The following is a 26270-nucleotide window of genomic DNA, read 5'->3' as shown; positions in this document are numbered from 1 at the left end:
ACACCTAGATTATCAGCCGTTTCCTAGAATGAATGGGGAGGTTTGGTTGAAGAGGAAAGTGTTAAAAAAACTGCCTGTTTTATTGGCCATTATGTTTGTTTTGTTCCAATCCTTCCTTGTTCCGCTAGCAGGTGCAAGCTGGTCCGGAACTGCCTGGAAGGGTGACTCCTGGACCGGTGATGCTTGGAATACGGAAGGTTTCTCGTGGGAAGGAGAAGCTTGGGATCCTGGGAAGGGCTGGATTCAGGATGGCTGGGAGCAAGATGGGTGGACGCAAGAAGGCTATACACAAGATGGTTGGACAGGTGATGGAATAAGTGCAATTGACCCGGCAACCGGGCAGCCATGGACGGGGAATGGAATAAACGGAATCAATCCCGCAACCGGGCAGCCGTGGACGGGGAATGGAATAAACGGAATTAATCCCGCAACCGGGCAGCCGTGGACAGGGAATGGAATAAACGGAATTAATCCCGCAACTGGGCAGCCGTGGACGGGGAATGGAATAAACGGAATTAATCCCGCAACTGGTCAACCATGGATTGGGAATGGAAACAATGGAATTAACGCGGCAACCGGCCAGCCATGGGCAGGACAAAACGGGAGCGGAATTAACCCGGCAACAGGATTGCCATGGATAGGTATTGGTTCCCCAGGGGCTGGATTGTCCATAAGTAAACCTGGCGCTAGTGGTGCTGCTGAATCAGATGAATTGGATATTAATCCATATGATATTTCAAAATATGTCATGAATGATCTCATTGTAGGTCAGGTGAATATGACTAAAGACATCGCTTCTGGTGACTTTAGCTTTAAACGCCCTAATGATATTTATGGATTAGTCCTAAATGGGTTCAAGTTAGGAATGGGTGATAACAGAGCCTTAGTCAACATTGATGATGCATATGGAATGGCGAATGCTGGGGTCGATGGAGTAGATGCTATTAAAGCATTAATGCAATATCGTAGTATGTCACAGACTGCTATTAACACCTACACAAGCCTGTCTGAACCAGTGTCCAGTATCGTAAGTACGGCTAGTCCTGCTATGAGTGTCTTATCTAAACTTAGTGTGGCAACGGCATCTGTTGGGACTGTGTTTTCTGCAATCGATACTGTCAAAAATACAGGTAAGGCAATAGAGGTATCTCAGAATAACAATAGTACTGGGGCCGATAAAACAATAGCGGTAACCGAAGCTACGGCATCTCTTGGAGAGGTATTAATGAATGGTGGTGCCATTGCTGCTGCTATACCGGGGGGACAAGCGATAGGAGCAGGATTAATTATAGCTGGCGCTAGCACTTTTTTTGTATCAAAAGGAGTAAAACTCGCTGTCTCAAATTGGGGTTCAATCAAAAAGTATGCTGGAAGTGCTAGAAAGAAGGTTGGGTTATTCTTTAAATCAATTAAGGGAGCTTTTTCTTAATAGATAGAAGTAATATATAGGGAGGCGATAGTCTCCCTCCCTATATAATAATTCTGCGTTTTTCTTTATGTAAAGGATAGTGAATGTGATGGATAAATTAGTAGTTGAAAAAGAAGCAAAAAAATATAAAAGGTTTTTTGAAAAATACACAGTTATGCCTTTTGCTTATACGGAGAGAACAAATACATGGATGCTCGTTGAGTACAAAAAGCCTACCAATAAGGAACAGGCATCGGGATTTTCCATTTTCCCTGAAAAACAAATGACACTTGAGGAAAAGGAAGAGATTATGAGTCATTTTGCCTCTGTTTTTGGGGGGCTTTTGAGGATTCGTAAAAATATACTCCACCGCATTAGGGTTACAGAGGAGATAACAAGGACATTAGAGAGAATGAATCAGCTGTTATCCAATTGGGCTGATGATGAAGAAAAAGGAAAATTGGTATATGATTTTAAACAATTTTCTAATTTTGTTCTATGGTGTCAAAAAGAAAAAAATGATAAATTCCAGTTGACCCAGCAGATTGAACAGAAACTATTTAAAACATATAGCTTTACAGCAGAAGATAGGAAATGTCTAACAGAGGTTATTCCTCATTTTGATGTAATAGTCTATTTACAGATGAAACGCCAGGAAGAGCAGTTAGAATCTAATTGTAATTTATTGGAAGTATTTAGGAAAGATAAAGGAAACCTAAGCAAAGAAGATGCTTCTTATGCAGAGAAAATTTTAGATACCTATTGTAATGAAGAGGCTGAAAGAACTTTAAGCCAGGTTCTTGAGAAGGAATTTCTGCCATCTTGGCGAGAACTTCCAGGCAGTATCGATAGCTATAAGGAATTATTAGAATCCTCTAAAGAACAGTATTCTAACAGAGAGAAAGCGGATTTAGCTTTTAATTTAAGTGTTCTTCGTAATTAATGGGCTCCAATTAATGCTAATGACGTAAATCTGATTAATGATGTAAAACCTTAATACCCCGACACTTTGAACTGTCTTCTGGATGATTGCTGTCATAAAGAGCAGTAGGTTTATAGAACTGGAGAGAATTTGTAATGATATTGGAAGTTGTTTACTTTTTTTCGATGTGTTGATAACCTACAAAAAGCCATTGCAGGAAAAGTTAAACTATAGTCATTATTAGTCCTGGATCAAGTCTGTGACCTAAAATCCGGGTTTATATTGAAGGTTTTGATAGTTAACGATCATGATTATCTAGTGGAATTTGCTTTTACTCCTTTTTATATCCAAGTTGTATGGAATACTTCCTTACAGGAAGTTAAGTAATAATATTTAGTAGATTGGGTGATTTGTATGGATAAACCTATTCGTGAAGCGTTCTCATTGTTTTCAAGTCGATTTGAGCATATTTTGCTGTTGGGAGTCACGATAGTATTACCTTTATTGCTCCTTCATTCATTTTTATCCAATTATATTATGGCAGTGACTCCGACATTCTTTGGAACAACGATAATAGCGGACGTGTACATAAGCTTTTTGACGATTTTGTTGCTGCTTTATGCTCAGGTTCCATTTATTCGGTACATGTTCAATGAATATCAAGGTAATGAAGGAAGTTTGCGGAATGCATACTACTATTTCTTTGTTAATGGTTTTGAATTTTTTATGTTTGCTGTAGTGGCTAGTTTAATAGCGACCTTAGGGTTGGTTTTATTTTTTATTCCTGGTCTCATTATCATTACTCTCCTTTACCCAATTCCGTTCATTGCAACGATGGAAAATAAGAGTGTTTGGAAAAGTGTTAAGTCAGGACTCAGATTAGGCAGGAAACACTTCTTTAAATTATTTATACTTGTATTCCTGTTTGCTTTTATTGAGCTGTTTATTTCCTCGGGTATAACTCTCTTAATTTATTCACTCACTACCTCCTTTGCGGCACAGTTATTAGCCCACATGTTCTTGAACCTTCTCTTCTTCCCTATAATTACGTTAATCATTAGCGGATACATCATTAAGTGGAGAGAAGAGATTTATACAATTGAAAAGAGAGAAACCGAAGAGGGGTGGACGTAATGGACTTCAAGCGAGCAGTCAGTGAGGAGGAAGGTTCAGCCACATTAGAATTTCTAGGAATGGTCCCTCTTGTCTTCATGGTTATGATGATTGCCTGGCAGTTTGTTGTAGGTGTGCATGGAGTAATTGTTGCTCAGTCAGCTGTGAATGAGGCAGCCAAGGTTTATTCCATAACTGGTGAATGGACAGAGGCGAGAGCAGCGGCGCAATCGACTGTGAATCATATTAGTTATCTTCAATTAAAGAGTGCAGATACAGCGATGACAGGCGATTCCCAGTTCAATGCAAAGGTATCGGTTGACATTAATCTCGTGTTCTTGCCGGATATGCTTTTCCCGAATGGCAAACCATCCATCCCATTTACGAGTGAGGCTAGCGGGAAGGTGATTGAATGAGAAAGTCACCTCTTCACAATGAGAGAGGGAATATCACACTCTTTCTCCTAGGCATGATTAGCATCATGTTTATTTTGTTTATGGTCATTATAAATTTCGCAAATGTATATGCCGTTAAAGAGAAATCCTTTACGACCTCCCAACAGGCAAGTCTTTCGGCCACGGCTGAGTTTTACGAAAGAATTTGGGATGTGGTGGCTGAGTTTGACGAAATTGATGAGGAAAACCTGCCTCCTGAGCCAGATCCGGATGAAGAGAACCCTCCTGACGTCAATCCGATAACAAAAGTCAAAATTAAGATGAAGGTCAGTTTAAAGGAAGATGAACTGCGAGCCCGATATGGAAGCGAGAAAAGTGAGAATGAAATCCACATTGACGCTATTGATGAAGTGTTAGCGGAGGAATTAAACGCTGGTCTCGGAAAACGGAGGCTCAAGCAAGTGTTGACTGAACAATATGAAAGCCGCATCAAGCCGGCGGTAATTGATAAAGCAAGGAATGTCATTCTTGCCAATGGAGGAAAGTTGGAACAAGCAGAAATCGCCCTGTTTCATGATAATCGCATTTACATAAAAGCAGCGAATGAATTCAAGGGGCAAGGCAAATACCTGGATGGATTTAAGGAAAAAGTATTCCAAACAGGTGCGGGACCTGAAATTGGATTTATCTCGGAATTGGGAATCAGCGATGAAACGATATCCTTGTTGAATGATAGGGATGATGAAGTAATCTGGGGCAACTGAAGTGGAGGCAGATGTTAATGAAGTGGTGGATAGGCCTATGCTTAGCGCTCTTTATGGTTAGCTGTTCAAATGAAGAAATTAAGACAGATGATACGAGAATTGCTGGTGAGGAAGCGAGTAAACAGGAAAAATCCCAAAATCCCCAGGAGCAAGATGGAAGCCAAGAAAAAGAATCATGGATTACTAAATTTGAAGAAGCTCCAGAGGCTCCACTAACTGAAGCAGAGATTGTTAACCAAGTCAAAGGTCCTTATGGAAATGCAGAATTGTTCAAGGAAACCCAAGGTTATGAAGAACTCTTTGATAGCTTTGGCATAATTCCGGAAGATGCTACAAATGAGGATTTGAATAAAGTCTTCAATTATGCTCTCAGCCAAGTTGCAGTTGATTTTCCTAGTCCGCATGAAATCATTGATGCCTGGAATATTGAATTATTCGGTGACCCGGAATTAGAGGATAGCCGCTATCATTTTAAAAATAACTATAATATAGAAATTATCCTCGATTCAAGCGGAAGTATGGCGAATCTGATGAGTGGAAAGACCAGAATGGATGTGGCAAAGGATGCAATCATCGCATTCTTAGATGATGCTCCTGAGGGTGCTAATGTCGCTTTGCGTGTATATGGGCATAAAGGGACTGGGGCAGATAGTGATAAGGTATTATCCTGTTCATCCAGTGAATTAGTATATGACTTTGGGTCCTATAATAAAAGTGAGTTCGAAAATGCGCTAACTTCTTTTCAACCTGCTGGATGGACACCGCTTGCACAGTCTCTAAAGGATGCAGAGAAAGATATGAAGGGTTTTAGTGGTGAAGAGCATACGAACATGATTTATGTCGTGAGTGATGGCATAGAAACGTGTGACGGGAATCCAGTGGAAGCGGCTAAATCATTTGCTGACTCTACTATTCAGCCCATCATCAATATAATTGGATTTGATGTGGATGGAGAGGGGCAGCTACAACTGAAGGAGATGGCAGAAGAAGCTAACGGCACATATAGCAGTGCAGATAATGCTGAACAGCTAACAGAGGAATTTAACAAGGCTAAGACTGCAATTGAGAAATGGGAACAATGGATGACCAGTGCTAATCGGGATGCCAGGTCGGATAGAATAAAACGATCTCTTGAAACCTACGATTATAACAGCAGATATATAAACAATCTTTTCAAACAAAATAAGAACCTAACAGCTCTTTTACGAGAGTTAAAGGATGGTGGCCAAATTACATGGGAACAATGGAGCTATTTGGATGATAAAAGAGGAGAACTCTATGATGTCATAGATAATACGAGAATTGCTATAAAGGATGATTTGAAAGATTTAAATGTAAAAACGTTGGAAGAAACAAAGAAACAAATCCAGGAGAAATACAATCAGAACACCAACTAAGAATACTGCAACATTGTTTCTGATGGAAAGAGTAGAGGTGACAATCGCATGAGGAGATGGATTCTATTTTTCCTTGCTTGTATCCTCCTCACTGGTTGTTCAGAGGAAAATCCAGAACTAAAGAATGAACCTAGTGAGGAAGCCATAATAGACGGAGAAAGTGCAGATGAGAAGAATGAAGAAAGAAGTAGTACTCAAGAAGGTGGCAATTGGATTGAAAAATTTTCAAAGGCCCCAGAAGTACAGATGAGCCCTGAATATTTAGCGAATCAGCTCCAAGGCCCTTATGCTGAGTTTAGTTTCTTGGAAGAGCCAGAGATGTTCGATGCGTTTTTTGAGGATATGGAAGGGATACCAGCTGATGCAACAGAGGAGGAATTAAATCAAGTCTTCAACTATTTAGTTAGCCAAGTTTCTGTTGACCTCACAGACCCACAAACGGTGATTGATAGTTGGAAATCGAGTTCGTATGGAAACCCAGAACTGGAAGACTCGCGGTATCATTTTAAAGAAAATTACAATATTGAGATTCTCATAGATTCAAGCGGTAGTATGGCGAATTTAGCAAATGGTAAGTCAAGGATGGAGGCAGCTAAGGAAGCGATTAATAAATTCTTAAAAGCTGCACCTAAGGATGCCAAGGTTGCGCTCCGAGTATATGGGCATAAAGGGACCGGGTCAGATGCAGACAAAGAACTCTCTTGTAAAAGCAGCGAAATGGCCTATTCATTTGACTCGTATGATGAGGAGAAATTTACTCGCGCATTAAATTCTTTTCAACCAGCTGGCTGGACACCGTTAGCGCAATCTATGATACATGCTAAAGAAGATATGCAAAAGTATAACGGAGAGACGTACACGAATATGGTGTATGTCGTGAGTGACGGCATTGAAACTTGTGATGGAGACCCTGTGGCAGCAGCTAAAGCCTTTGCAGATTCGAATATTCAGCCTATCATCAATATCATTGGATTTGATGTCGACGGAGATGGTCAAAAGCAGTTGAAAGAAATGGCGGAGCAAGCGAATGGAACATACACAAATGTATATAATAGCGATCAATTATCCTCCGAATTTGAGAAAGCGCAGGATGCATTGGAAGGATGGGAAAAGTGGAAGGACAATTCGGAGTTACAAGCAGATAAAGAAAGTAGTCAAAGATATTTAGACACTAATAAACTTGAAAGCGAGTATGTCCTCACATTTAAAAATCAAGTAACTAATATGTATTTTCTTATTAGGGAACTTGATAATCTAGAATTGATTACAAGTGAGCAAAGGGTCTATTTAGATGAGAAAAAGGATCTGCTTAAACAACAGGCGGAGGAAGCAAGGCGAAGTATAATTAAGGATTTAGTAGAGGTTGATGCAAAGAACCTGGAAGAAAAAAGAGAACAAATACAGGAGAAATACAATCAAAATACACAATATAAATGAATGAATCATGTGGCGGAAAAATGTATACGGATTGTTAGGAGTTTATACTTATAGATTGCGCATGATGACGAAAATAACTCAATTAACGGTATAGCTGATAAATTGGTGTCTAAAGGGAACGGCAATGCTGGGAGAAAAAGAGGACTTATCATTTATCAAATAAAGCTATTGAAAAACATATATAAAAGAAGACATGGAGAAGTATTAAAGTGTAGAGATTCTTTGAATTTAGTACAGAATGAGGAAGGTGCAATTTATATGAGCGCAAAAGAGAAAAAGTGGAGAAAAATCTATAAGTATTTCATGATATTTTATTATGCGATTCTATTGCCTGTGGCCATTTTGGATATATTCATTAGCGGTGATATTTCCTATGGTATATTGGCGGTAGCTATCGCACTTCCTGCTATGAGAGCTAATCATCTGAGAGTCATTAGAGAGAAAGAGGGAAACTCCCTCGGGCAGTAATGAAAAGTAAAAAGGAATAGCCCATTCATCTAGAATTATCACCTTCCTTAATGAAAATAGGAGGTAGAGTCATGAGGCATGGTTTTTTGAAAAAAGCTTGTGTGCTATTTGCTGTTGTTTTTGTCCTTTTTCAATCTTTTATGCTGCCGATGGCTATGGCAAATGGAGCTTGGACAGGCAACTCATGGACAGGGAACAGCTGGAGCGGAGAAACGTGGGAAGGAAGTTCATGGACGGGAGATACCTGGGAAGGAAGCGCTTGGACAAAAGAGGGCTGGCAGGGTAATAGTTGGGATTCCAATAGCGGCGGAAGCAATAGTAGCCCAGGGATCAGTAACGAGGCAGGCGGAGGAAATGGACTCATCCCTTCTGGCAGTGGTACGCTAAAGCCATTACCGCCATATGTTTCTGACCCATACCTGCCACTTCAACCTACAATTGATGGGGATAGAGAGAACGACAATCGGGAAACATTGTTGGATCAATCTGTCATTCCGTCGAACATCTCTAAAGAGCAAAAGGATGAAGACGGCGGGGTAGATCCTTGGGATGTGGCTACATACATTGGTAATGATTTGGTTAATGGAGGCGTGGACTTTGGAGCTAGTATTATTGAACAAGGAGAAAATATTGATTTAAAAAGTACGTTCGGGAGACCAAATTTCATCTCTGGACTTATCCTGAATGGGGCTAAGCTTCCTATGGGGGAGCGGACACCAAAGTGGTTTGAGATTGTGGAGGATGTTCATACTGGCTTGGGTATGGGTGTCGATATATATAAAGAGTATTCTAATGTAGCCATTGCAACTAGTGCAACAGACGATGTGGTACGTGGTAGTATAGAAATCCTTCCTGATGCTTTAAATGTTACAAGTTCAGCGACAGGAGTATTAAGTAAAATTAATATCGCTACAAGTGCTGTAAGTACAGGCTTTTCATTAGTGAATGCTATTAAATCAGTTGAAGAGGCTAAAGAAGTCAGTGCTAGTAACGTTGCCGTATCTGAAAAAGTTGTAGCTAAAGCTGATGCGGTATCGGACATTGGCGAATTTACAGCTAATGCAGGAATGCTGGTTGCTGCAATCCCAGGCGGACAAGTAGCGGGGATTAGTTTAGCTGTAGCTGGTGGAGGTATTTGGCTAGCGGGGAAAGCGGTGAAGTGGACAGCTTCTAACTGGTCAAGTATATCAAAAACCAGAGTGGGCAAAGCGGCAAAAAGTGTTTGGAAAGGGATAACCAAGCCATTTAAGTGGTTGGCTGGCTCGTAATTAATTTTGAGGTGATTTTCATATGGAAGAATTTTTCGAGCAATATAAACAACCTGGGGAAGAATACCAATCTCCTGGTTATGCTTTTAAAGATGGCGATAAGCTTTATCATATGGGGATATATGTGAAAAACGGGGAAGGTCAAGGATATGCCTTGTATTCAGATGCCCCTTTTAGTGAGGAAGAAAAAGAGATGGCTATGAAAAATATAGGTGGTATGCTTGTTTCCTTCAAAAGGGTCAAGAAACCATTTTGGGCACAGTATAATACAGAACTGAAGAATATGAAGAAAGCGAAAAAGGAAATCCGTGAATGGGCTGTTACAGAAGAAGAACAAAGGATGGCAGCAAGATATGAGGAATATTTTGAAGTGATTTTGACCGCTCGTGAGTTGTTTTTGAGTGAATGCCAAAAGCTTGTCGATCTGGAGCAGAGAATGTTTAAAAATGGGTATTTTGAGAAGAAGGATAAAGAATATATGGATTCTATTCTTATTAATATTGATGCTATATCATTCATTTCAATTAAAAGGCAATATGATGATTTTGAAAAAAATATAGCCTTATGCAAGTATGTTGAGAATAAACGGAATACACTTGGATTTTTTAAGTATCGTCATTTAAAGAAGACATTATCTATCTCCACTTTAGATTCTATATATGAAAAAGTAGAAGCATCTATGAAGAAACAGAACTCGAAATTTAATTGGATTCAACCTATTTTGCCGAATATAGATAATGAAGAGTTAAGGGAGGAATTTGCTGCTGCTTTGAAAAGGCGTGATAAAGAGATTGCCAGGCAAATAAGAGAGAAGCTGAGAAATTAAATAGGTGAATGGGATAAGTTTTGGTGGTGATTGAGTGAAGGGATTTTTTGAAGAACAAAGCTTTATTGAGTTATGTTAAAAAGAATAGAAATAGGCTCGGTTACTTTAAGTACCGGGTTTTAGTAAAAAACCTATCGACCTCTACCTTAGATGTAATGGATGACTATTTAAATGAGACAGTAGATGGATTTAATACTATTTGGGATGAGGAAGAGTGGAGTCATATTCCTCCCGTGTTAGAAAGTATTGAACATCCGCAATTACGGAAACGGTTTGCTTCCAGTCTTGAGGAGCGGGACGAAAATTTAATAAGGCAAGTTAGAGAAAAACTAAGAAACTAAAAAACAAATCATCTCAAAAAGGCAAATCACCCCTTCATATCTATCATATGGGGGAGCGGTTTGTCTTTATTTATTTCCTTCTAATGGTTTCCTGTAGCTATCCCTCCATATTTTTCACAACTATTTATTGTATATTAATTGACTGTTAAGTAGGAATATTATAACAATAGGGTATAAAGCAGAGGGGGCCGTAAATATATGCAGGAAACAACCAATCCAACGATTCAGAAGATTATTCAGAATGTAGAGAATGTGATTATCGGAAAGACAGAGGTAGCTAAACTGAGCCTTGTGGCACTTTTGGCCAAGGGGCATTTGCTATTGGAGGATGTGCCGGGTGTTGGGAAGACGATGCTTGTGAAGGCATTGGCGAAGTCCATTCAGGCTGATTATAAACGTATTCAATTCACCCCAGACCTCCTTCCGTCCGATGTGACGGGAATATCCATCTATAATCCAAAGGAGCATGAGTTTATGTTCCGTCCAGGTCCAATCATGGGCAATATTATCCTCGCAGATGAGATCAATCGTACTTCCCCTAAGACACAGTCAGCTCTATTAGAGGCAATGGAGGAACATCGCGTGACCGTTGATGGTGTCACCCATCGGCTAGATTCTCCTTTCTTTGTTATGGCAACCCAGAATCCAATTGAATACGAGGGCACCTATTCCTTGCCGGAAGCTCAGCTTGACCGCTTTTTGATTAAAACGAGAATGGGTTATCCTGATAGGGGTGATGAGGTGGTTATCCTGATGAATGCGCGGATGCAGGCTTCTACAGACAGCTTGGAGCCGGTCATTTCATTGAAGGAGATGGCAGACCTGCAGGAGGAGGTACAGAGCGTCTTTGTTGATGAATCGATTGCCAGGTATATTGTCGACCTGATGACAAAAACCCGTAATGATAAACGGGTGTATTTAGGAGTAAGTCCACGTGGTTCCATCGCCTTGATGAGAGCCTCTCAAGCTTGGGCCTTTATACATGGACGTAATTATTGCCTTCCAGATGATGTACAGCATCTCATTCCTTATGTATGCAGTCATCGGATTATCATGAAATCTGAAGCTCTTTATGAAGGAATTGATGCAGGGGCCGTCCTTAATGAGATTATGGCAAAGACACCTGTACCCGTACAAAGGCAAGTGAATTAACGATGAAGAAGCTCCGTTTACGATTGGAGAAATGGTCGAAGCTGATTATGCTCGTGTTTTTGCTGGCATTGACCTTTTCTTATGCGATGTTCCAAGGAGGGTTTGTCAGTTGGTTCCTCTTTTACAGCTTCCTCCCCTTTGGTGTGTATGCCTTAGTCATTCTTCTTTATCCATTAAATGATTTTCATGTTGAACGGATAGCAGGGGATGGTGCGCTTCGTGCGGGTGATTCGTTAGAGATGCGGATTCTCCTCAAACGACAGTATGCGGTGCCAATCTTGTACATAAGCGTGGAAGAGTTACTTCCGAGAAATCTTGATATTTCATCTGGCAGTGCAAAGAAGAATGCACTGGTTTTCATCGGTTTCAAGAGAGAGTATGAGCTTTCTTATACATTAAAGAATCTGGCGCGCGGGGAGCATGAGTTCTCCGATATCGTTCTGCGTACTGGTGACCTGCTTGGAATAGTAGAGAAGGAGCGGGTAGTGAAAGCGCAAGAGACAGTACTCGTTCTGCCTAGAACTGTCCAGCTTTCAATCCGCCAGTTTAAGAGCGAATATGAGTATGGGCAGCGTACCAATCTGTATAAGCACAGGCAAGAGACGTCGATGGTGTCAGGTATTCGGGATTATGAGCCTGGCGATCGCATGGTCACGATTGATTGGAAATCGAGTGCAAAGGGAGTGGGCCTCAAATCAAAGAATTTTGAGGAGAATCATAGCAGTGATAGTTTCCTGATGATTAATAGCATTAGTGAGTACCATGTATTCGAGGAGATGGTCACCTTTACAGCATCCTTGGCAGAGGCTGTGCTTGAGAAGGGAATGCGTGTTGGAATCTGGGCCAGGGGGGACCATGATCAATTGATTGAGGTGAAAGAGGGCAAAGTGCATCGTGAGCATATCTTGCATTTCCTGGCACGTCTGCAGGCATTGGAGATAGGGGAGTCTGCTTACGCTCCTCCGAACCGGTCGATTCCTGAGCATGCTTCATTAATCTTCATTACCTCAGAACTGAATATATCAATGGTGCAAGCCTATACACGTCTATCCGATGGGAAGCGCCCCTTGACTATTTTGTTCTTTCAGCAGGATGCGAAGAGGGAAATGGAGAAGTCTGAAGAGGATGCATATTATTATGCGGCGAATCATGGGGTAAATATATCTATCGTTCGCGACAAGAGTGAGTGGAATGTATGGAAGGAGCTGGGGAGACGATGATCAATCAAATGCATGCTGGTATACGCCTTCTTTTATTCTTCTTTACATTCCTGCTTTTCTTGGAATGGCTTAGGCCGGTTGAAGAGGTAACTGACACATCCAATATGGGTTATTTCATCGTCTATGCAGCCCTCCTCGTTGTACTTTATGCCTTTAAAGTATCATGGAAGTGGACTGTACCGGTCTCGTTCTTTTATATGAGCATTTGCTTATATATGCTCCATTACCGGGCTCTTACAATGATGGAGGATGAGAGCTGGCTTCGGCTGCTCTTTGTTGATCTGGCAGATGGAATCCGGGATTCATTCACAGCAGATTTGGATGGTCTGACACCTGGATTCCGAACGTTCCTTTTCCTTCTGATTATATGGATGCTCTGCTATCTCCTTCATTATTGGGTAATGGTAAAGCAGCGCCTCTTTTTGTTCCTGTTCCTGACCTTCTTGTACGTGACGGTGCTTGATACCTTCACACCCTATGATGGGGATGGGGCAATTGTTCGGCTTGTCATTTGTGGTTTTGCCGTGCTCGGTGCATTGGCGCTGATTCGTCTCTTTACCCAGCATGGCCTCCCTTATTCAATAAAGAAAATGGGTATCTGGGTTTCTGCGCTTGCGGGCATGATTACCTTAGGTGTATTGGTTGGCTTTGCAGCGCCGAAGCCGCAGGCTATTTGGCCGGACCCGGTTGCTTTCATTAAATCAACCTCAGAAAAGTATGGGTCTGACCGTAAGCGGATTGGGTATGGAGTGAATGATCAGAAGCTCGGCGGAGACTTCATTGGCGATAATTCAGTCGTGTTTACCGCAAAGTCGCCAGTTCGAACCAATTGGAAGGTTGAGCATAAGACCGTCTATACGGGTAAGGGCTGGTTAAGCAGCAGAAGTAATACTGCAGAGGCCATATATTATGATGATGAGAATATTGGTTTGTATGATTATATTGGAGAACTGGAGAATAACGAGTCAATAGCCGAACTTGATGTTGAAATTGACCATGGACATATACCTTATCCAGATCCGATGTATATCCAAAGCATTTCCGTGAATGGAGATGAAGACCCGCAGGAATTACTCTATTCTGAGGGAACATCGCGCATAACGCCATATGAAGAGGAAGGTGTTGAGGGGGAGCGGATTGAAGAGATCAGTATTGCCTTCATGAGTCCGACCTTCTATTTGGATGCCTTGAGAGCGAATGGGAGGGAGGATTATGACGAGTCGTATTTAGGTGAATATACACAATTGCCTTCTTCGCTGCCGGAGAGAGTAAGGGATTTGGCTTTTGAGATTGTCTCTGAGAATGCAGAGTCAGATTCTGTTTATGACCAAGTCAAAGCAATTGAGGAATATTTACGGGGAGAGAAGTTTACGTACAGTCAGGCTGGAGTCGCTTATCCAGCTGAAGGTCAAGACTATGTTGACCAATTTCTGTTTGAGACAAATATCGGCTATTGTGATAATTTCTCAACTTCGATGGTTGTCCTGCTCCGTTCATTAGGAATACCGACGCGCTGGGTAAAAGGGTATACAGCCGGGTTATCAACCTATGATAGTGCTGTGGGAGGCACAGTGTATGAAGTGACAAATAATAATGCTCATTCATGGCCGGAAGTCTTCTTCCCGAACACGGGCTGGGTGCCGTTTGAGCCGACGAAAGGCTTTAATCCGGAAGCGCGTTTCCTGGAGACATTTGAACAACAGGAACAAGAACAAAATGAGACAGAAGAAACAGAGCGGCAAGAAGAAGAGAGAACGACTGTCCCTGAGCGTTCGGATGAAGGCGGCGGCACAGACAAATCCTTTGACCTGGCTTCAATGGTTGATTTCTTGAAGGAATCGTGGAAAGCCGTTGCGGGCAGTGTGCTTGCATTAGGGATTTTGACTGCGATTATCTATCGCTTTAGGGGTAAATGGGTTCCGCGTCTTTGGGTAATCTATTATAAACGGTCCAAATCAGACGAGAGATTCTCGAAAGCCTATCTGCGCTTGCTTGCTGAATTGGCCCGCTTCGGGATTAAGCGGCAAGAGGGACAGACCTTGCGCGAGTATGCGCGATATGTGGACCAATTCTTTGGGACCGTTGAGATGAAGATACTGACAGCGGAATACGAGCGTATTCTTTATTCGGGGGCAGGTTCTATGGCAGAATGGCAGGAGTATGAAAAAACGTGGGAAAAGATGATTTTGAAAACAATTGCTTGACCTCTCTTTTCACTCACTGTTACAATTATGCGAGGTTAATATTACACAGCATCCAAACCCTTCATATAATTTCGGAAATAAGGTTCGAAAGTTCATACCAAATCACCGGATAAATGATTTGACTATGAGGGAAGAATATAAATGACTACTAGAATTCTGCAGGCGTATTATGGGGATTCTAGTTTTTCTTTATTCAACTTGCTCGGTCTAGAGCATGATTGAATGCGAGAGCGGCTTTGATGAGGATATATGGGAATTCGTTTCTGCACCGGCTAATGCCTGATGCTTTTGTTAGGACGAATGGGAGGATTAAGGGATGGATCATCCCCTTAGGATGATTAATTGCTTACATTAACCGATCTAAACTATCTAATGAGGTGAAAGCAATGGTAGAAACAACAGATCTTCCAATTCAGGAAATGGTTGTCGTCCTTGATTTTGGAAGCCAGTATAATCAGTTAATCACGCGGAGAATTCGTGAATTCGGTGTGTATAGTGAACTGCACCCGCACACTATCACCGTTGATGAGATCAAGAAATTGAATCCGAAAGGAATTATTTTCTCCGGAGGGCCAAACAGCGTTTATGATAAAACGGCTCTCTCTTGTGATGAACGCATCTTTGATTTGGGCATTCCAGTCATGGGTATTTGCTATGGCATGCAATTAATGACACAGCACTTCGGCGGGAAGGTAGAGCGTGCCAGCAAGCGTGAGTACGGCAAATCTGACATCCATGTCAACCATGAATCCGTCTTGTTCAAAGGTCTTCCAGAAGATCAAACAGTATGGATGAGCCATGGTGACCATGTTGTAACAGCACCAGAAGGATTCGCGGTCGATGCAACGAACCCATCATGTCCGATTGCGGCAATGAGCGATGATAGCCGCCAGCTATATGCGGTTCAATTCCATCCAGAAGTACGCCACTCTGAATACGGAAATGACTTGCTTAAAAACTTCGTATTTGGCGCATGTGGCTGTAAAGGCGACTGGTCTATGGCCAACTTCATCGAAATGGAAATGGAGAAAATCCGCCAAACGGTTGGGGACAAGCAAGTTCTTTGCGCACTCAGCGGCGGTGTAGATTCCTCCGTTGTAGCTGTATTGATCCATAAAGCCATCGGTGACCAATTGACATGTATCTTCGTTGATCATGGTCTTCTACGTAAAGGCGAAGCAGAAGGCGTTATGAAAACCTTCAGCGAAGGCTTTAACATGAACGTTATCAAAGTAGACGCGAAAGAACGCTTCATGTCTAAGCTTGCTGGTGTCAGCGACCCAGAACAAAAACGTAAAATCATCGGTAACGAATTCATCTATGTATTCGATGATGAAGCAACTAAATTAGAAGGTATTGATTACTTAGCGCAAGGTACACTCTATACAGATATCATTGAGAGTGGTACAGCAACTGCGCAAACAATCAAATCCCACCACAATGTCGGCGGGCTTCCTGAAGACATGCAATTCCAATTGATCGAACCATTGAACACACTCTTCAAAGACGAGGTTCGTGCACTAGGAACAGAACTGGGCATTCCAGATGAAATCGTTTGGAGACAGCCGTTCCCAGGCCCAGGTCTTGGAATCCGCGTGCTTGGCGAAGTAACAGAAGAAAAGCTTGAAATCGTCAGAGAATCTGATGCTATCCTTCGTGAAGAAATCCGCCTAGCTGGACTTGACCGCGACATTTGGCAATACTTCACCGTACTTCCTGACATCCGCAGCGTCGGCGTTATGGGCGATGCGCGCACATATGACTACACAATCGGAATTCGTGCCGTCACTTCCATCGATGGAATGACATCTGACTGGGCACGTATCCCATGGGACGTGCTTGAGAAAATCTCTACACGTATCGTAAACGAAGTCGACCACATCAACCGCGTGGTGTATGATATTACATCTAAGCCGCCTGCGACGATTGAATGGGAATAATCAAATAAACGCTGGAAACCTTGATATATCGGGCTTTCTGAATGCTGTTTTGCTCAAATGATAGCAAGGTGATAGCAATCAGGGAGACCTGATATAGAAAAAAAGACCCAGATATTATAGTAAAGTCCGCAGTAGTTCATACTATCTGCGGGCTTTTTATTGTAGTTGGATTTGACATAATATACTGCTCTGATATGTTGTATCCTTTAAAACCAGTGAGAATGATCAGAAGTTGAAAATCACTATACCAGAAATATGGTGCTGTTTTAAAATGGGTTGAAGTATAAATTATACTTTGTAGAATATAGGTATCGGGCGCTCAATGGCCAAAGACATACGAGGAAAGCAGTGATTTTGACTGGGAATCGGAATTTAATTTTTAGGGGGAATCTTCATGGCGCTTGCAGATTATATTTTCCATAAACCAACTATTGAAACAGATAGATTAGTAATAAGATCGATGACCGCAGCAGATGTTCCGGCCTTGAGAGAATGGATGCCTGATAAATCTCTTTACACCTACTGGGGCAAAGGCCCAAGTAAGGCTGAGAAGAATCCGGAGCTTATGTTTGAGAAGGAAGCAAAACCAACTAAGAGTTTTCATCTAGGTATCGAGGAGAAAGAGTCTGGAAATGTTATCGGTGATCTATGGGTATATCTGATAGAGAAGGACCGCATGGCTTCTGTAGGAATCCGTCTTTCGAGTAAGTCGCAGGGTAAAGGTTATGGAACCGAGGCTCTGGCGGCTACAGTTGAATTCTGCTTCACAAAGACAGAGCTTAAGCGACTATGGGCAGAAGTAGATGTTCGAAATGTTGCTTCTGTAAGGATACTAGAAAAATGCGGATTCACAAGAGAAGGGATGATTCGGCAAGGAAAAATGGTTAATACATGGTGTGATTATTATATCTATGGCATACTTGATTCTGATATTTAAGAGAATGATCATTATGCATGCAAATAACTCGACAAATCGGAGTTTGTAAGGATGTAATCAATATTTTCATCTTGAAATCCAGTAGATGAAGCCAATGTTAACTTGCGTTGCTTGTAGCAACGGGCAGTTTCCCACACACTAGTGGTAACGGCCGAAAAGGAGGTTATCCCTAATGTTAAACGAAAATATTAAAGCAATCAGAAAATCAAAAGGTCTTTCGCAGGAAGAACTTGCTATCAAGCTGAATGTGGTGCGACAAACAATCTCTAAATGGGAGCAGGGATTGTCAGTTCCTGATTCTGATATGTTGATTTCCATATCAGAGGTGCTTGAAACACCGGTGAGTACGTTGCTTGGAGAAACTGTTACTGAGTCGAAGGTTGATGACGTAAAAGCTATTTCCGAAAAACTGGAGATTATAAACTTGCAGCTCGCACAGAGGAAGATTATGAGAAAAAAGACGTTTCATTGGCTGCTTATCTCATTGTGTGTGGTCATAGTGATTATTTCAGCGGTCTTAATCGTATTGAACAGTCCTTACTTAGAATGGAATTATAGTGACCCTGAAACCGCCGTTGTCGGAGTAACTTTTCACGCATTTGAATGGCTGTTTGTCAGGTTTGCACCGATTATCTTTATTGGGGCAATCATTGGATTCTTTTTGACACGGAAGAAATTATAAAACTGCTCTACTTTTAGGACACAGTCAGACTTCAAAATTCCAGTTTGTAGCATGTAGAAAGCAATGGTCAGCAGAATAGTTGATATCATTTTGATAGGAACCATTTTTGCAAGATATCGATATCAGGTAATCCGTGTGATCCGAATCAAATGACACCATATCACCTAACTAAATTTGCTTAGTGAAGGGGTAAAATTTTCGAGTGGGAATAGGATAAAAACCCCCAAAACTCCCTTTTACCTGTATCGTATTACAGATAAAAGGGAGTTTTTGTTTACTGATCCTGCCGTGAAAAAGCATAAATCGCTAAAAATATGCCGATTACTGCGCAAAGGACAATGGAGATTCCTGAAACAATGAAATAACCATTCGTCATGTCCGGAATCAGACTCGCAATTGATACGGCTGACCATGGAATGAGGCATGCGACTAAAATCATATTTCCTGATGCCTGTGAGCCGGCCATCATGATAGCGGTGAATAAAAGCCCCATCAAAACTGATGGATAAAAGGAAGTCCGTTGTTTAATGGCGACCCATAATAGAGGGGTAAATGCCAGGAAACTTAAGGCCCCGCTTTTCGCGAGAAGCACTATGGTCAGCTTGATGCCTGCTGCCCCGAACTCATCTGGATACAATATTCTATAACCAATACATATTATTATCAAAGCCACTATCCATGTGACTGCATACCAAAGCGCCCAGACGCTTAGTTTACTTATAATAAAAGATGACCTGGAAGGATATGCGGTCAATGTATTGATGATTGTACGGTCCTGGTATTCTCGCTGTATGAGAAAAGTAATAAATAAACTGCTCATGACGGAGAATATCCATATATAAAGGCTGTTGGTTGTCATGAGCCAGCTGAAATAATCGTCTAAGGACGGAATATATCTTTCTTTTATAATCAGTAGAAGCGGGACGCACAGGGCGATAGCGGAACAGATAAGAGATGTTCTGTCATGCCTTATCTTTAAAATTTCTGCACGTATTCCGTTACACATGTTCTCCACTCCCTATCAGGCTGGAGAAATACTCCTCCAGTCCATTCGTTTTTAGCCCGATTGCTGATACATCTACTTCCGCCATGATTAGCGCTCGGTTTATGGCAGATGGGTCATGAGTCAGGTCGAAGATTTCCACTACTCCATTTTCCTTTGCTGAATAGTCATCTATATTTAATTGCTGCCTCAATATGGCGCATGCTTTTTTTATGTCAGATGTTTTGACAGATATATAGTTTCCTCGTCTTTTTAGCAAGTCTTCATAATCGCATTCTTTTAAGAGCTTACCATTATGGATAAACCCCACCTGTGTAATCATTTGTTCCATCTCCGTCAGTTGATGGCTTGAGATAAGAATGGTCTTTCCATAATCGCGGCTTAGTGACTTAATCAGATTTCTTATATCCGCAATCCCAATCGGATCAAGCCCATTCGCCGGTTCGTCTAATATAAGGAAGTCCGGATTGTGCATGATGGCATTGGCGATGCCCAGCCTTTGTTTCATCCCAAGTGAATATTGGGAGAAATGCTTCTTGTCCTCATAGGGGAGCTCAACGGTATGGAGAGCCTTTCTGATTGATTGGTCATCAATGGTTCCTCTTAGGCTGGCAAATACCTCGAGATTCTCCCGTGCTGTCATATTTGGATAAAAACCAGGAGTTTCAATGGTGGATCCAATTCGATGATAAACCTCATGCGCATTTCTTTCCGGCGCCTTGCCGAAGATCAAAATCTCCCCATCTGTCTTTTTCGATAGGCCTAAGACCATCTTCATAATGGTTGTTTTCCCTGACCCATTTCGGCCAATCAAGCCGTATATATGTCCGGGCTTCACATGTATATTCACGTCGTTAACTGCTAACTGATTGCCGAATGCTTTTGTCAGTTTTCTTGTTGCCAATACGAAATCGTTCATCTTAATCGCCCCCTCTACTTTATACCCCTTTATCTATTTATATAGTAAGATCAAACATGCACATTTTCTGCCAATTTCAGCGGATTCTGCTAGCAGATGGGATTGGAAAGTACTCATTTAATGATAAAAGCGAACAAAGAGGCAAAAAAATAATATAATCGTTCGTTTTTTTGTTGACCATCAGTCATTATGTTGTTACAATACTAAAGAACTAATCACATAATTTAATAATCTTCGTATAATCATGGGGATATGGCCCATAAGTTTCTACCGAGCTACCGTTAATGGCTTGACTACGAGTAAATGATGATATACCCGGACTATGGGTGTATTCTCTTACCTATTGTCACCCCGAAACGGATATGGTTTCGGGGTGTTTTGTATTCTTGGCGATTACAACGTAGAGATGAACATGATGGTATGAAGAGAAGGGGAGTTACAAGAGAAATGAAAAAATATTTTCAATTTGATGAACTCGGCACAAATTACAAACGAGAGTTTATTGGGGGATTAACAACCTTTCTTGCGATGGCTTATATCCTAGTCGTCAACCCATTGCAGCTGACATTGGCAGATGTCGAGAACTTGCCTGATGCTATGCGTATGGATCACGGAGCTGTATTCGTTGCGACAGCACTTGCAGCAGCGGTTGGCTGCTTCTTCATGGGAATGATTGCGAAATACCCAATTGCGCTTGCACCGGGTATGGGCTTGAACTCATTCTTTGCTTATACAGTCATTCTTACTATGGGAATTCCTTGGCAGACCGCTCTTTCCGGAGTGTTGGCGTCTGGTGTTATCTTTGCCATCTTAACCTTGACGGGTATTCGTGAAACGATTATTAATGCCATTCCGGCTGAACTGAAATTTGCAGTAGGCGCTGGTATTGGGTTGTTCATTACATTTATTGGTTTGAAAAATGCGGGATTAATTGTCGCTGATCCGAACACATTCGTGGCGCTTGGCGATTTAACGGATGGCAATACATTGCTGGCTGTAGCTGGATTATTCATCACAGTTATTTTCATGGTGAAAGGTGTTAGAGGCGGAATCTTCTATGGGATGATCATCACGGCTATTATCGGAATGATTGCAGGGTTGATTGCTGTTCCGAACGCGGTATTCAGTTCAATCCCAAGTGTGGCACCGACATTCGGTGTAGCGCTTGAACCCTACTTAAATCCAGTACAATCTGATATCTTTACGGTTCAATTCTTAATCGTTGTCTTAACATTCTTGTTCGTTGACTTCTTCGATACAGCTGGTACCTTGATGGCTGTAGCGAACCAAGCTGGTTTCGTGAAGGATAACAAGCTTCCACGTGCTGGCAAGGCATTGTTCGCTGATTCTCTTGCGACGATTACGGGTGCATTATTCGGAACATCAACGACAACTTCTTATATCGAATCAACAGCAGGGGTAGCAACTGGAGCTCGTTCTGGATTTGCCGCAGTTGTTACAGGCGTTCTGTTTATCCTGGCATTATTCTTCTATCCGCTGTTATCTGTTATCACATCAGCTGTAACAGCACCGGCATTGATCTTGGTTGGGGTCTTGATGTGCGGATCTCTTAAGAATATTGAATGGAACAAGCTTGAAGTGGCTGTACCGGCATTCTTGACAATCATCATGATGCCATTGACAAACAGTATCGCCACTGGTATTGCTTGTGGATTCATTTTCTATCCAATCACTATGCTGCTTACTGGCAATCAAAAACGAATTCATCCAATTATGTATGGAATGTTCATCGTATTTGTTTGCTACTTCATTTTCTTGAACTAAAATAAAACGGATTTATATGTGAACCCCTGTATCTGTTATAGATACAGGGGTTTTTTATATGTATAGAAAGTGACTTCCTTTTGGTGGAGTTTACCGAGGGAATATTTGTTGTTGTTGTTGTTCTGTTTTGAACCCTTTGTAATTGATAAAATAAATGGCGGTGAGTTGATTTCCATTCGTCCGAATGCTAACAACGAATGAACATAAGGAGGGCGAAAAATGTTTGAAAGAGTATTTGGTGTTTTGCAGAAGGTGGGGAAAGCATTGATGCTGCCGGTTGCCATCTTGCCTGCGGCAGGGATTCTGCTTGCTTTAGGGAATGCCATTCATAATCAAAATCTGATAGATTTAATTCCCTTTCTCGATATAGGGTGGGTTCAAAAGATTGCAACAGTGATGGAGAATTCAGGACAAGTAGTCTTTGATAATCTGCCATTGCTCTTTGCTGTCGGTGTAGCTGTTGGTCTTGCCGGCGGGGAAGGGGTTGCTGGTCTAGCGGCTATAGTCGGTTATTTAATGATGAATGTAACCATGGGCGTTATGCTGAATGTGACGGATTCCCTGGTTGCGAGTGAACCGGCTTATGCAAATGTCCTTGGGATACCAACCCTGCAAACCGGCGTATTCGGAGGGGTTATTGTCGGCCTTTTAGCTTCCTATTTATACAATAAATATTACACGATTGAGCTTCCGCCATACCTTGGATTCTTTGCGGGGAAACGCTTCGTGCCAATTGTTACAGCGGCAGCTTCGCTTATTCTTGGGATTGCGATGGCCTTTATATGGCCGCTGGTCCAGCATGGTTTGAACGTAGTATCTCAAAGCATGCTGGAATCCAATTTGACACTTACTACATTTGTTTTTGGAATCATTGAACGTTCGTTGATTCCATTTGGGCTTCATCACATTTTTTATTCGCCATTCTGGTATGAGTTTGGCCAGTATGTAAATGCTGCAGGAGAAATTGTCCGCGGTGATCAAGCAATCTTCTTTGCCCAATTGAAAGATGGAGCTGAAATCACAGCGGGAACGTTCATGTCAGGGAAATACCCATTTATGATGTTCGGATTGCCGGCAGCTGCTCTGGCCATTTACCATGAAGCGAAGCCTGAGAAAAAGAAGGTGGTCGGCGGTTTGATGGCTTCTGCTGCTTTAACCTCCTTCCTGACGGGTATTACAGAACCTCTCGAATTCTCATTCTTATTCGTGGCACCCGTTTTATTTGGGATCCATGCTGTATTTTCGGGTCTATCCTTCATGACGATGCAACTATTAAATGTGAAAATCGGGATGACCTTTTCTGGAGGAGTTATTGATTATCTCCTATTCGGAATTGTGCCGAATCGAACCGCTTGGTGGCTGGTGATACCAGTTGGGCTTGCCCTTGCCGTGATTTATTATTTTGGCTTCCGTTTTGCTATCCGTAAATGGAACTTGATGACACCAGGGCGGGAGGAAAGTGAGACGGCTGGTGAAGCAGGCATTGTAGGAGAATTGCCGTATAGCATACTAGAGGCGATGGGCGGAAAAGAGAATATCAAGCATCTTGATGCCTGTATCACGCGCCTGCGTGTAGAAGTACAGGATATTCAGAGGGTGGATAAAGATGAGATTAACGCGCTTGGCGCTGCAGGTGTATTGGTTGTCGGCGATAATATTCAAGCTATCTTTGGGCCGCGTTCTGAAATAATCAAGACACAAATGAAAGATATTATGGAGGGCAATAAGCCTCGTCCGGCAAAAGTAAGCACGATTAATATCAATAGCAAGGTTAAGCGGCGAATTGAAAAAGTGAATCCTGCTGCTATACGCGCCGAGTTCTCAAAGGAGAGCTTTATCGCACCATTAGCTGGTGAATTAGTTTCAATTACAACGGTGCCAGATACGGTCTTTTCTGAAAAGATGATGGGAGATGGGTTTGCCATCATTCCTGCTGAAGGAATCGTAGTCTCTCCGACAGACGGCCTGATTATGAATGTATTCCCAACGAAGCATGCTATTGGAATCGTATCAGACGAAGGGTATGAGTTTTTGATTCATGTTGGAATTGATACGGTAAAACTTGCCGGTGAAGGCTTTGATGCGAAAATAGCAAAAGGTCAGCGTGTTGAAAAAGGTCAAATACTCATGGAGTTTGATCTAGAGTATATCTCCCTGAATACTACATCCATTATTACGCCTGTAGTGATCACCAACCTGAAGGAAAGAGAAAAGGTTGAGATATTGAAGACGGGATTTGTTGAACTAGGTGAAGATGAAATCATGCATATTACTGAGGCCGATGTTGAAAGAGTTGTATAAAGTTTACCCGCCGCCTGCTGGATGAATGCAGGCGGCGGGCTTATTTATAGGAGGAGTAGTTAAAGTCGATGGCTGTGTCCGTTATGAAAACAGGATTTTGCGAGAGCGGAATACGTTTTATAAACAATATATTAATATATAGATAGAGGGAAAAGGATTTGTAAAATTGAAATTACCTATTATTTGTTGACAGTCCGTGACGAAGCGTGCTACTATTAGTGAACACCGAACAAAAAGAAGAAAACAAATAATAAGTTACAAAAAGTTGTTGACTTCTGATTGGTGAAGGTGGTATGATTTAAAAGTTGCTTCTGAAGCAACAGTGAATAACGAATGTCATCTATTTACATTAAAAGAAATGGTTGACAACAGATTGTTATTCTGATATAGTAGTAAATGTCGTCAAGATACGACAAATTGCTCTTTGAAAACTAAACAAAACGAAACGCTAAGCAAGTCTTAAAACTTGAGAGTTTAACTCTCGTCAATGTTTTATTTTTAATAGCTAGATCAAACATCTTTTGGAGAGTTTGATCCTGGCTCAGGACGAACGCTGGCGGCGTGCCTAATACATGCAAGTCGAGCGAATCAGATGGGAGCTTGCTCCCGGATGATTAGCGGCGGACGGGTGAGTAACACGTGGGCAACCTGCCCGTAAGATTGGGATAACTCCGGGAAACCGGTGCTAATACCGAATAGTTTCTGACACCTCATGGTGTCAGAGGGAAAGTTGGCTTCGGCTAACACTTACGGATGGGCCCGCGGCGCATTAGCTAGTTGGTGAGGTAACGGCTCACCAAGGCGACGATGCGTAGCCGACCTGAGAGGGTGATCGGCCACACTGGGACTGAGACACGGCCCAGACTCCTACGGGAGGCAGCAGTAGGGAATCTTCCGCAATGGACGAAAGTCTGACGGAGCAACGCCGCGTGAGCGAAGAAGGCCTTCGGGTCGTAAAGCTCTGTTGTCAGGGAAGAACAAGTGCCATTCGAATAGGTTGGCACCTTGACGGTACCTGACCAGAAAGCCACGGCTAACTACGTGCCAGCAGCCGCGGTAATACGTAGGTGGCAAGCGTTGTCCGGAATTATTGGGCGTAAAGCGCGCGCAGGCGGTCCTTTAAGTCTGATGTGAAAGCCCACGGCTCAACCGTGGAGGGTCATTGGAAACTGGAGGACTTGAGTGCAGAAGAGAAGAGTGGAATTCCACGTGTAGCGGTGAAATGCGTAGAGATGTGGAGGAACACCAGTGGCGAAGGCGACTCTTTGGTCTGTAACTGACGCTGAGGCGCGAAAGCGTGGGGAGCAAACAGGATTAGATACCCTGGTAGTCCACGCCGTAAACGATGAGTGCTAAGTGTTAGGGGGTTTCCGCCCCTTAGTGCTGCAGCTAACGCATTAAGCACTCCGCCTGGGGAGTACGGCCGCAAGGCTGAAACTCAAAGGAATTGACGGGGGCCCGCACAAGCGGTGGAGCATGTGGTTTAATTCGAAGCAACGCGAAGAACCTTACCAGGTCTTGACATCCTCTGAAAACCCTAGAGATAGGGCGTTCCCCTTCGGGGGACAGAGTGACAGGTGGTGCATGGTTGTCGTCAGCTCGTGTCGTGAGATGTTGGGTTAAGTCCCGCAACGAGCGCAACCCTTGTCCTTAGTTGCCAGCATTCAGTTGGGCACTCTAGGGAGACTGCCGGTGACAAACCGGAGGAAGGTGGGGATGACGTCAAATCATCATGCCCCTTATGACCTGGGCTACACACGTGCTACAATGGGTGGTACAAAGGGCAGC

At 42.4% G+C, this 26270-nt stretch carries 21 protein-coding genes, 2 riboswitches and 2 other annotated features; of the genes, 19 read left to right on the top strand and 2 right to left on the bottom strand.

Annotated features, from left to right (window positions below):
• Positions 1-46: 46 nt before the first annotated feature.
• The 17 genes from AC622_RS18480 to AC622_RS18400 all read left to right on the top strand — a co-directional run bounded on the left by AC622_RS18480 (position 47) and on the right by AC622_RS18400 (position 18474).
• Positions 47-1429, top strand: coding sequence for a hypothetical protein (locus AC622_RS18480; protein WP_049672385.1), 1383 nt, complete (start codon positions 47-49; stop codon positions 1427-1429).
• Between the two features lie 88 nt (positions 1430-1517).
• Positions 1518-2351: a hypothetical protein gene (locus AC622_RS18475; protein WP_049672384.1), complete on the top strand. Its 834-nt coding sequence runs from the start codon at positions 1518-1520 to the stop codon at positions 2349-2351.
• A gap of 393 nt (positions 2352-2744) precedes the next feature.
• Entirely contained in the window at positions 2745-3464 is a 720-nt protein-coding gene (locus tag AC622_RS18470) for a hypothetical protein (RefSeq protein WP_049672383.1), read from the top strand.
• Positions 3464-3859, top strand: a complete 396-nt coding sequence (locus AC622_RS18465) for a TadE family protein (RefSeq protein ID WP_049672382.1) — start codon at positions 3464-3466, stop codon at positions 3857-3859. Before AC622_RS18470 ends, AC622_RS18465 begins: the two co-directional genes overlap by 1 nt.
• A complete protein-coding gene (locus AC622_RS18460) occupies positions 3856-4602 on the top strand; it encodes a Tad domain-containing protein (protein WP_049672381.1) in 747 nt (248 codons plus the stop codon). The genes AC622_RS18465 and AC622_RS18460 overlap by 4 nt, the downstream gene beginning before the upstream one ends.
• A 17-nt stretch (positions 4603-4619) precedes the next feature.
• A complete protein-coding gene (locus AC622_RS18455) occupies positions 4620-5999 on the top strand; it encodes a vWA domain-containing protein (protein WP_049672380.1) in 1380 nt (459 codons plus the stop codon).
• Between the two features lie 48 nt (positions 6000-6047).
• A complete protein-coding gene (locus tag AC622_RS18450; protein WP_049672379.1) occupies positions 6048-7436 on the top strand; it encodes a vWA domain-containing protein in 1389 nt (462 codons plus the stop codon).
• Between the two features lie 105 nt (positions 7437-7541).
• Positions 7542-7904 (top strand): hypothetical protein, encoded by a 363-nt coding sequence (locus AC622_RS18445; RefSeq protein ID WP_049672378.1) that lies wholly within the window; start codon positions 7542-7544, stop codon positions 7902-7904.
• A gap of 71 nt (positions 7905-7975) precedes the next feature.
• Positions 7976-9172 (top strand): hypothetical protein, encoded by a 1197-nt coding sequence (locus tag AC622_RS18440; RefSeq protein ID WP_049672377.1) that lies wholly within the window; start codon positions 7976-7978, stop codon positions 9170-9172.
• Between the two features lie 22 nt (positions 9173-9194).
• Positions 9195-9998, top strand: a complete 804-nt coding sequence (locus AC622_RS18435; RefSeq protein WP_049672376.1) for a hypothetical protein — start codon at positions 9195-9197, stop codon at positions 9996-9998.
• Between the two features lie 47 nt (positions 9999-10045).
• Complete coding sequence (locus tag AC622_RS18430; RefSeq protein WP_049672375.1) at positions 10046-10339, top strand: hypothetical protein; 294 nt, start codon at positions 10046-10048, stop codon at positions 10337-10339.
• Positions 10340-10537: 198 nt separating this feature from the next.
• Positions 10538-11491: an AAA family ATPase gene (locus AC622_RS18425; protein ID WP_049672374.1), complete on the top strand. Its 954-nt coding sequence runs from the start codon at positions 10538-10540 to the stop codon at positions 11489-11491.
• Positions 11492-11493: 2 nt separating this feature from the next.
• Positions 11494-12711: a DUF58 domain-containing protein gene (locus AC622_RS18420; protein WP_049672373.1), complete on the top strand. Its 1218-nt coding sequence runs from the start codon at positions 11494-11496 to the stop codon at positions 12709-12711.
• Positions 12687-14915, top strand: a complete 2229-nt coding sequence (locus tag AC622_RS18415) for a DUF4129 domain-containing transglutaminase family protein (protein WP_049672372.1) — start codon at positions 12687-12689, stop codon at positions 14913-14915. Before AC622_RS18420 ends, AC622_RS18415 begins: the two co-directional genes overlap by 25 nt.
• A gap of 41 nt (positions 14916-14956) precedes the next feature.
• Positions 14957-15060: riboswitch (purine riboswitch) on the top strand.
• 241 nt (positions 15061-15301) lie between these two features.
• Complete coding sequence (gene guaA, locus AC622_RS18410) at positions 15302-16855, top strand: glutamine-hydrolyzing GMP synthase (protein ID WP_049672371.1); 1554 nt, start codon at positions 15302-15304, stop codon at positions 16853-16855.
• Between the two features lie 394 nt (positions 16856-17249).
• On the top strand, positions 17250-17792 hold the full coding sequence (locus AC622_RS18405; RefSeq protein ID WP_049672370.1) for a GNAT family N-acetyltransferase: 543 nt from the start codon (positions 17250-17252) through the stop codon (positions 17790-17792).
• Between the two features lie 172 nt (positions 17793-17964).
• Positions 17965-18474 (top strand): helix-turn-helix domain-containing protein, encoded by a 510-nt coding sequence (locus AC622_RS18400; RefSeq protein ID WP_049672369.1) that lies wholly within the window; start codon positions 17965-17967, stop codon positions 18472-18474.
• Between the two features lie 274 nt (positions 18475-18748).
• Here the strand turns inward: AC622_RS18400 and AC622_RS18395 are convergent, their stop codons facing one another.
• Positions 18749-19480, bottom strand: coding sequence for an ABC transporter permease (locus tag AC622_RS18395; RefSeq protein WP_049672368.1), 732 nt, complete (start codon positions 19478-19480; stop codon positions 18749-18751).
• Entirely contained in the window at positions 19473-20396 is a 924-nt protein-coding gene (locus AC622_RS18390; protein ID WP_049672367.1) for an ABC transporter ATP-binding protein, read from the bottom strand. The genes AC622_RS18395 and AC622_RS18390 overlap by 8 nt, the downstream gene beginning before the upstream one ends.
• A 214-nt stretch (positions 20397-20610) precedes the next feature.
• A riboswitch (purine riboswitch) is annotated at positions 20611-20712 on the top strand.
• Between the two features lie 131 nt (positions 20713-20843).
• Here AC622_RS18390 and AC622_RS18385 point away from each other — a divergent pair.
• On the top strand, positions 20844-22181 hold the full coding sequence (locus AC622_RS18385; RefSeq protein ID WP_049672366.1) for an NCS2 family permease: 1338 nt from the start codon (positions 20844-20846) through the stop codon (positions 22179-22181).
• Positions 22182-22400: 219 nt separating this feature from the next.
• Positions 22401-24482, top strand: a complete 2082-nt coding sequence (ptsG, locus tag AC622_RS18380; protein WP_049672365.1) for a glucose-specific PTS transporter subunit IIBC — start codon at positions 22401-22403, stop codon at positions 24480-24482.
• A 526-nt stretch (positions 24483-25008) separates the two neighbouring features.
• Positions 25009-25893 (top strand) — a sequence feature (16S ribosomal RNA rRNA prediction is too short).
• A gap of 60 nt (positions 25894-25953) precedes the next feature.
• Positions 25954-26248: a sequence feature (16S ribosomal RNA rRNA prediction is too short), on the top strand.
• Positions 26249-26270: the final 22 nt, after the last annotated feature.

Origin of the sequence: Bacillus sp. FJAT-27916, from assembly GCF_001183965.1 — a bacterium.
GTDB lineage: Bacteria > Bacillota > Bacilli > Bacillales > Pradoshiaceae > Pradoshia.
Note: the sequence above shows the minus strand (reverse complement) of the source record. Positions and strands in the feature narration are given on the sequence as shown.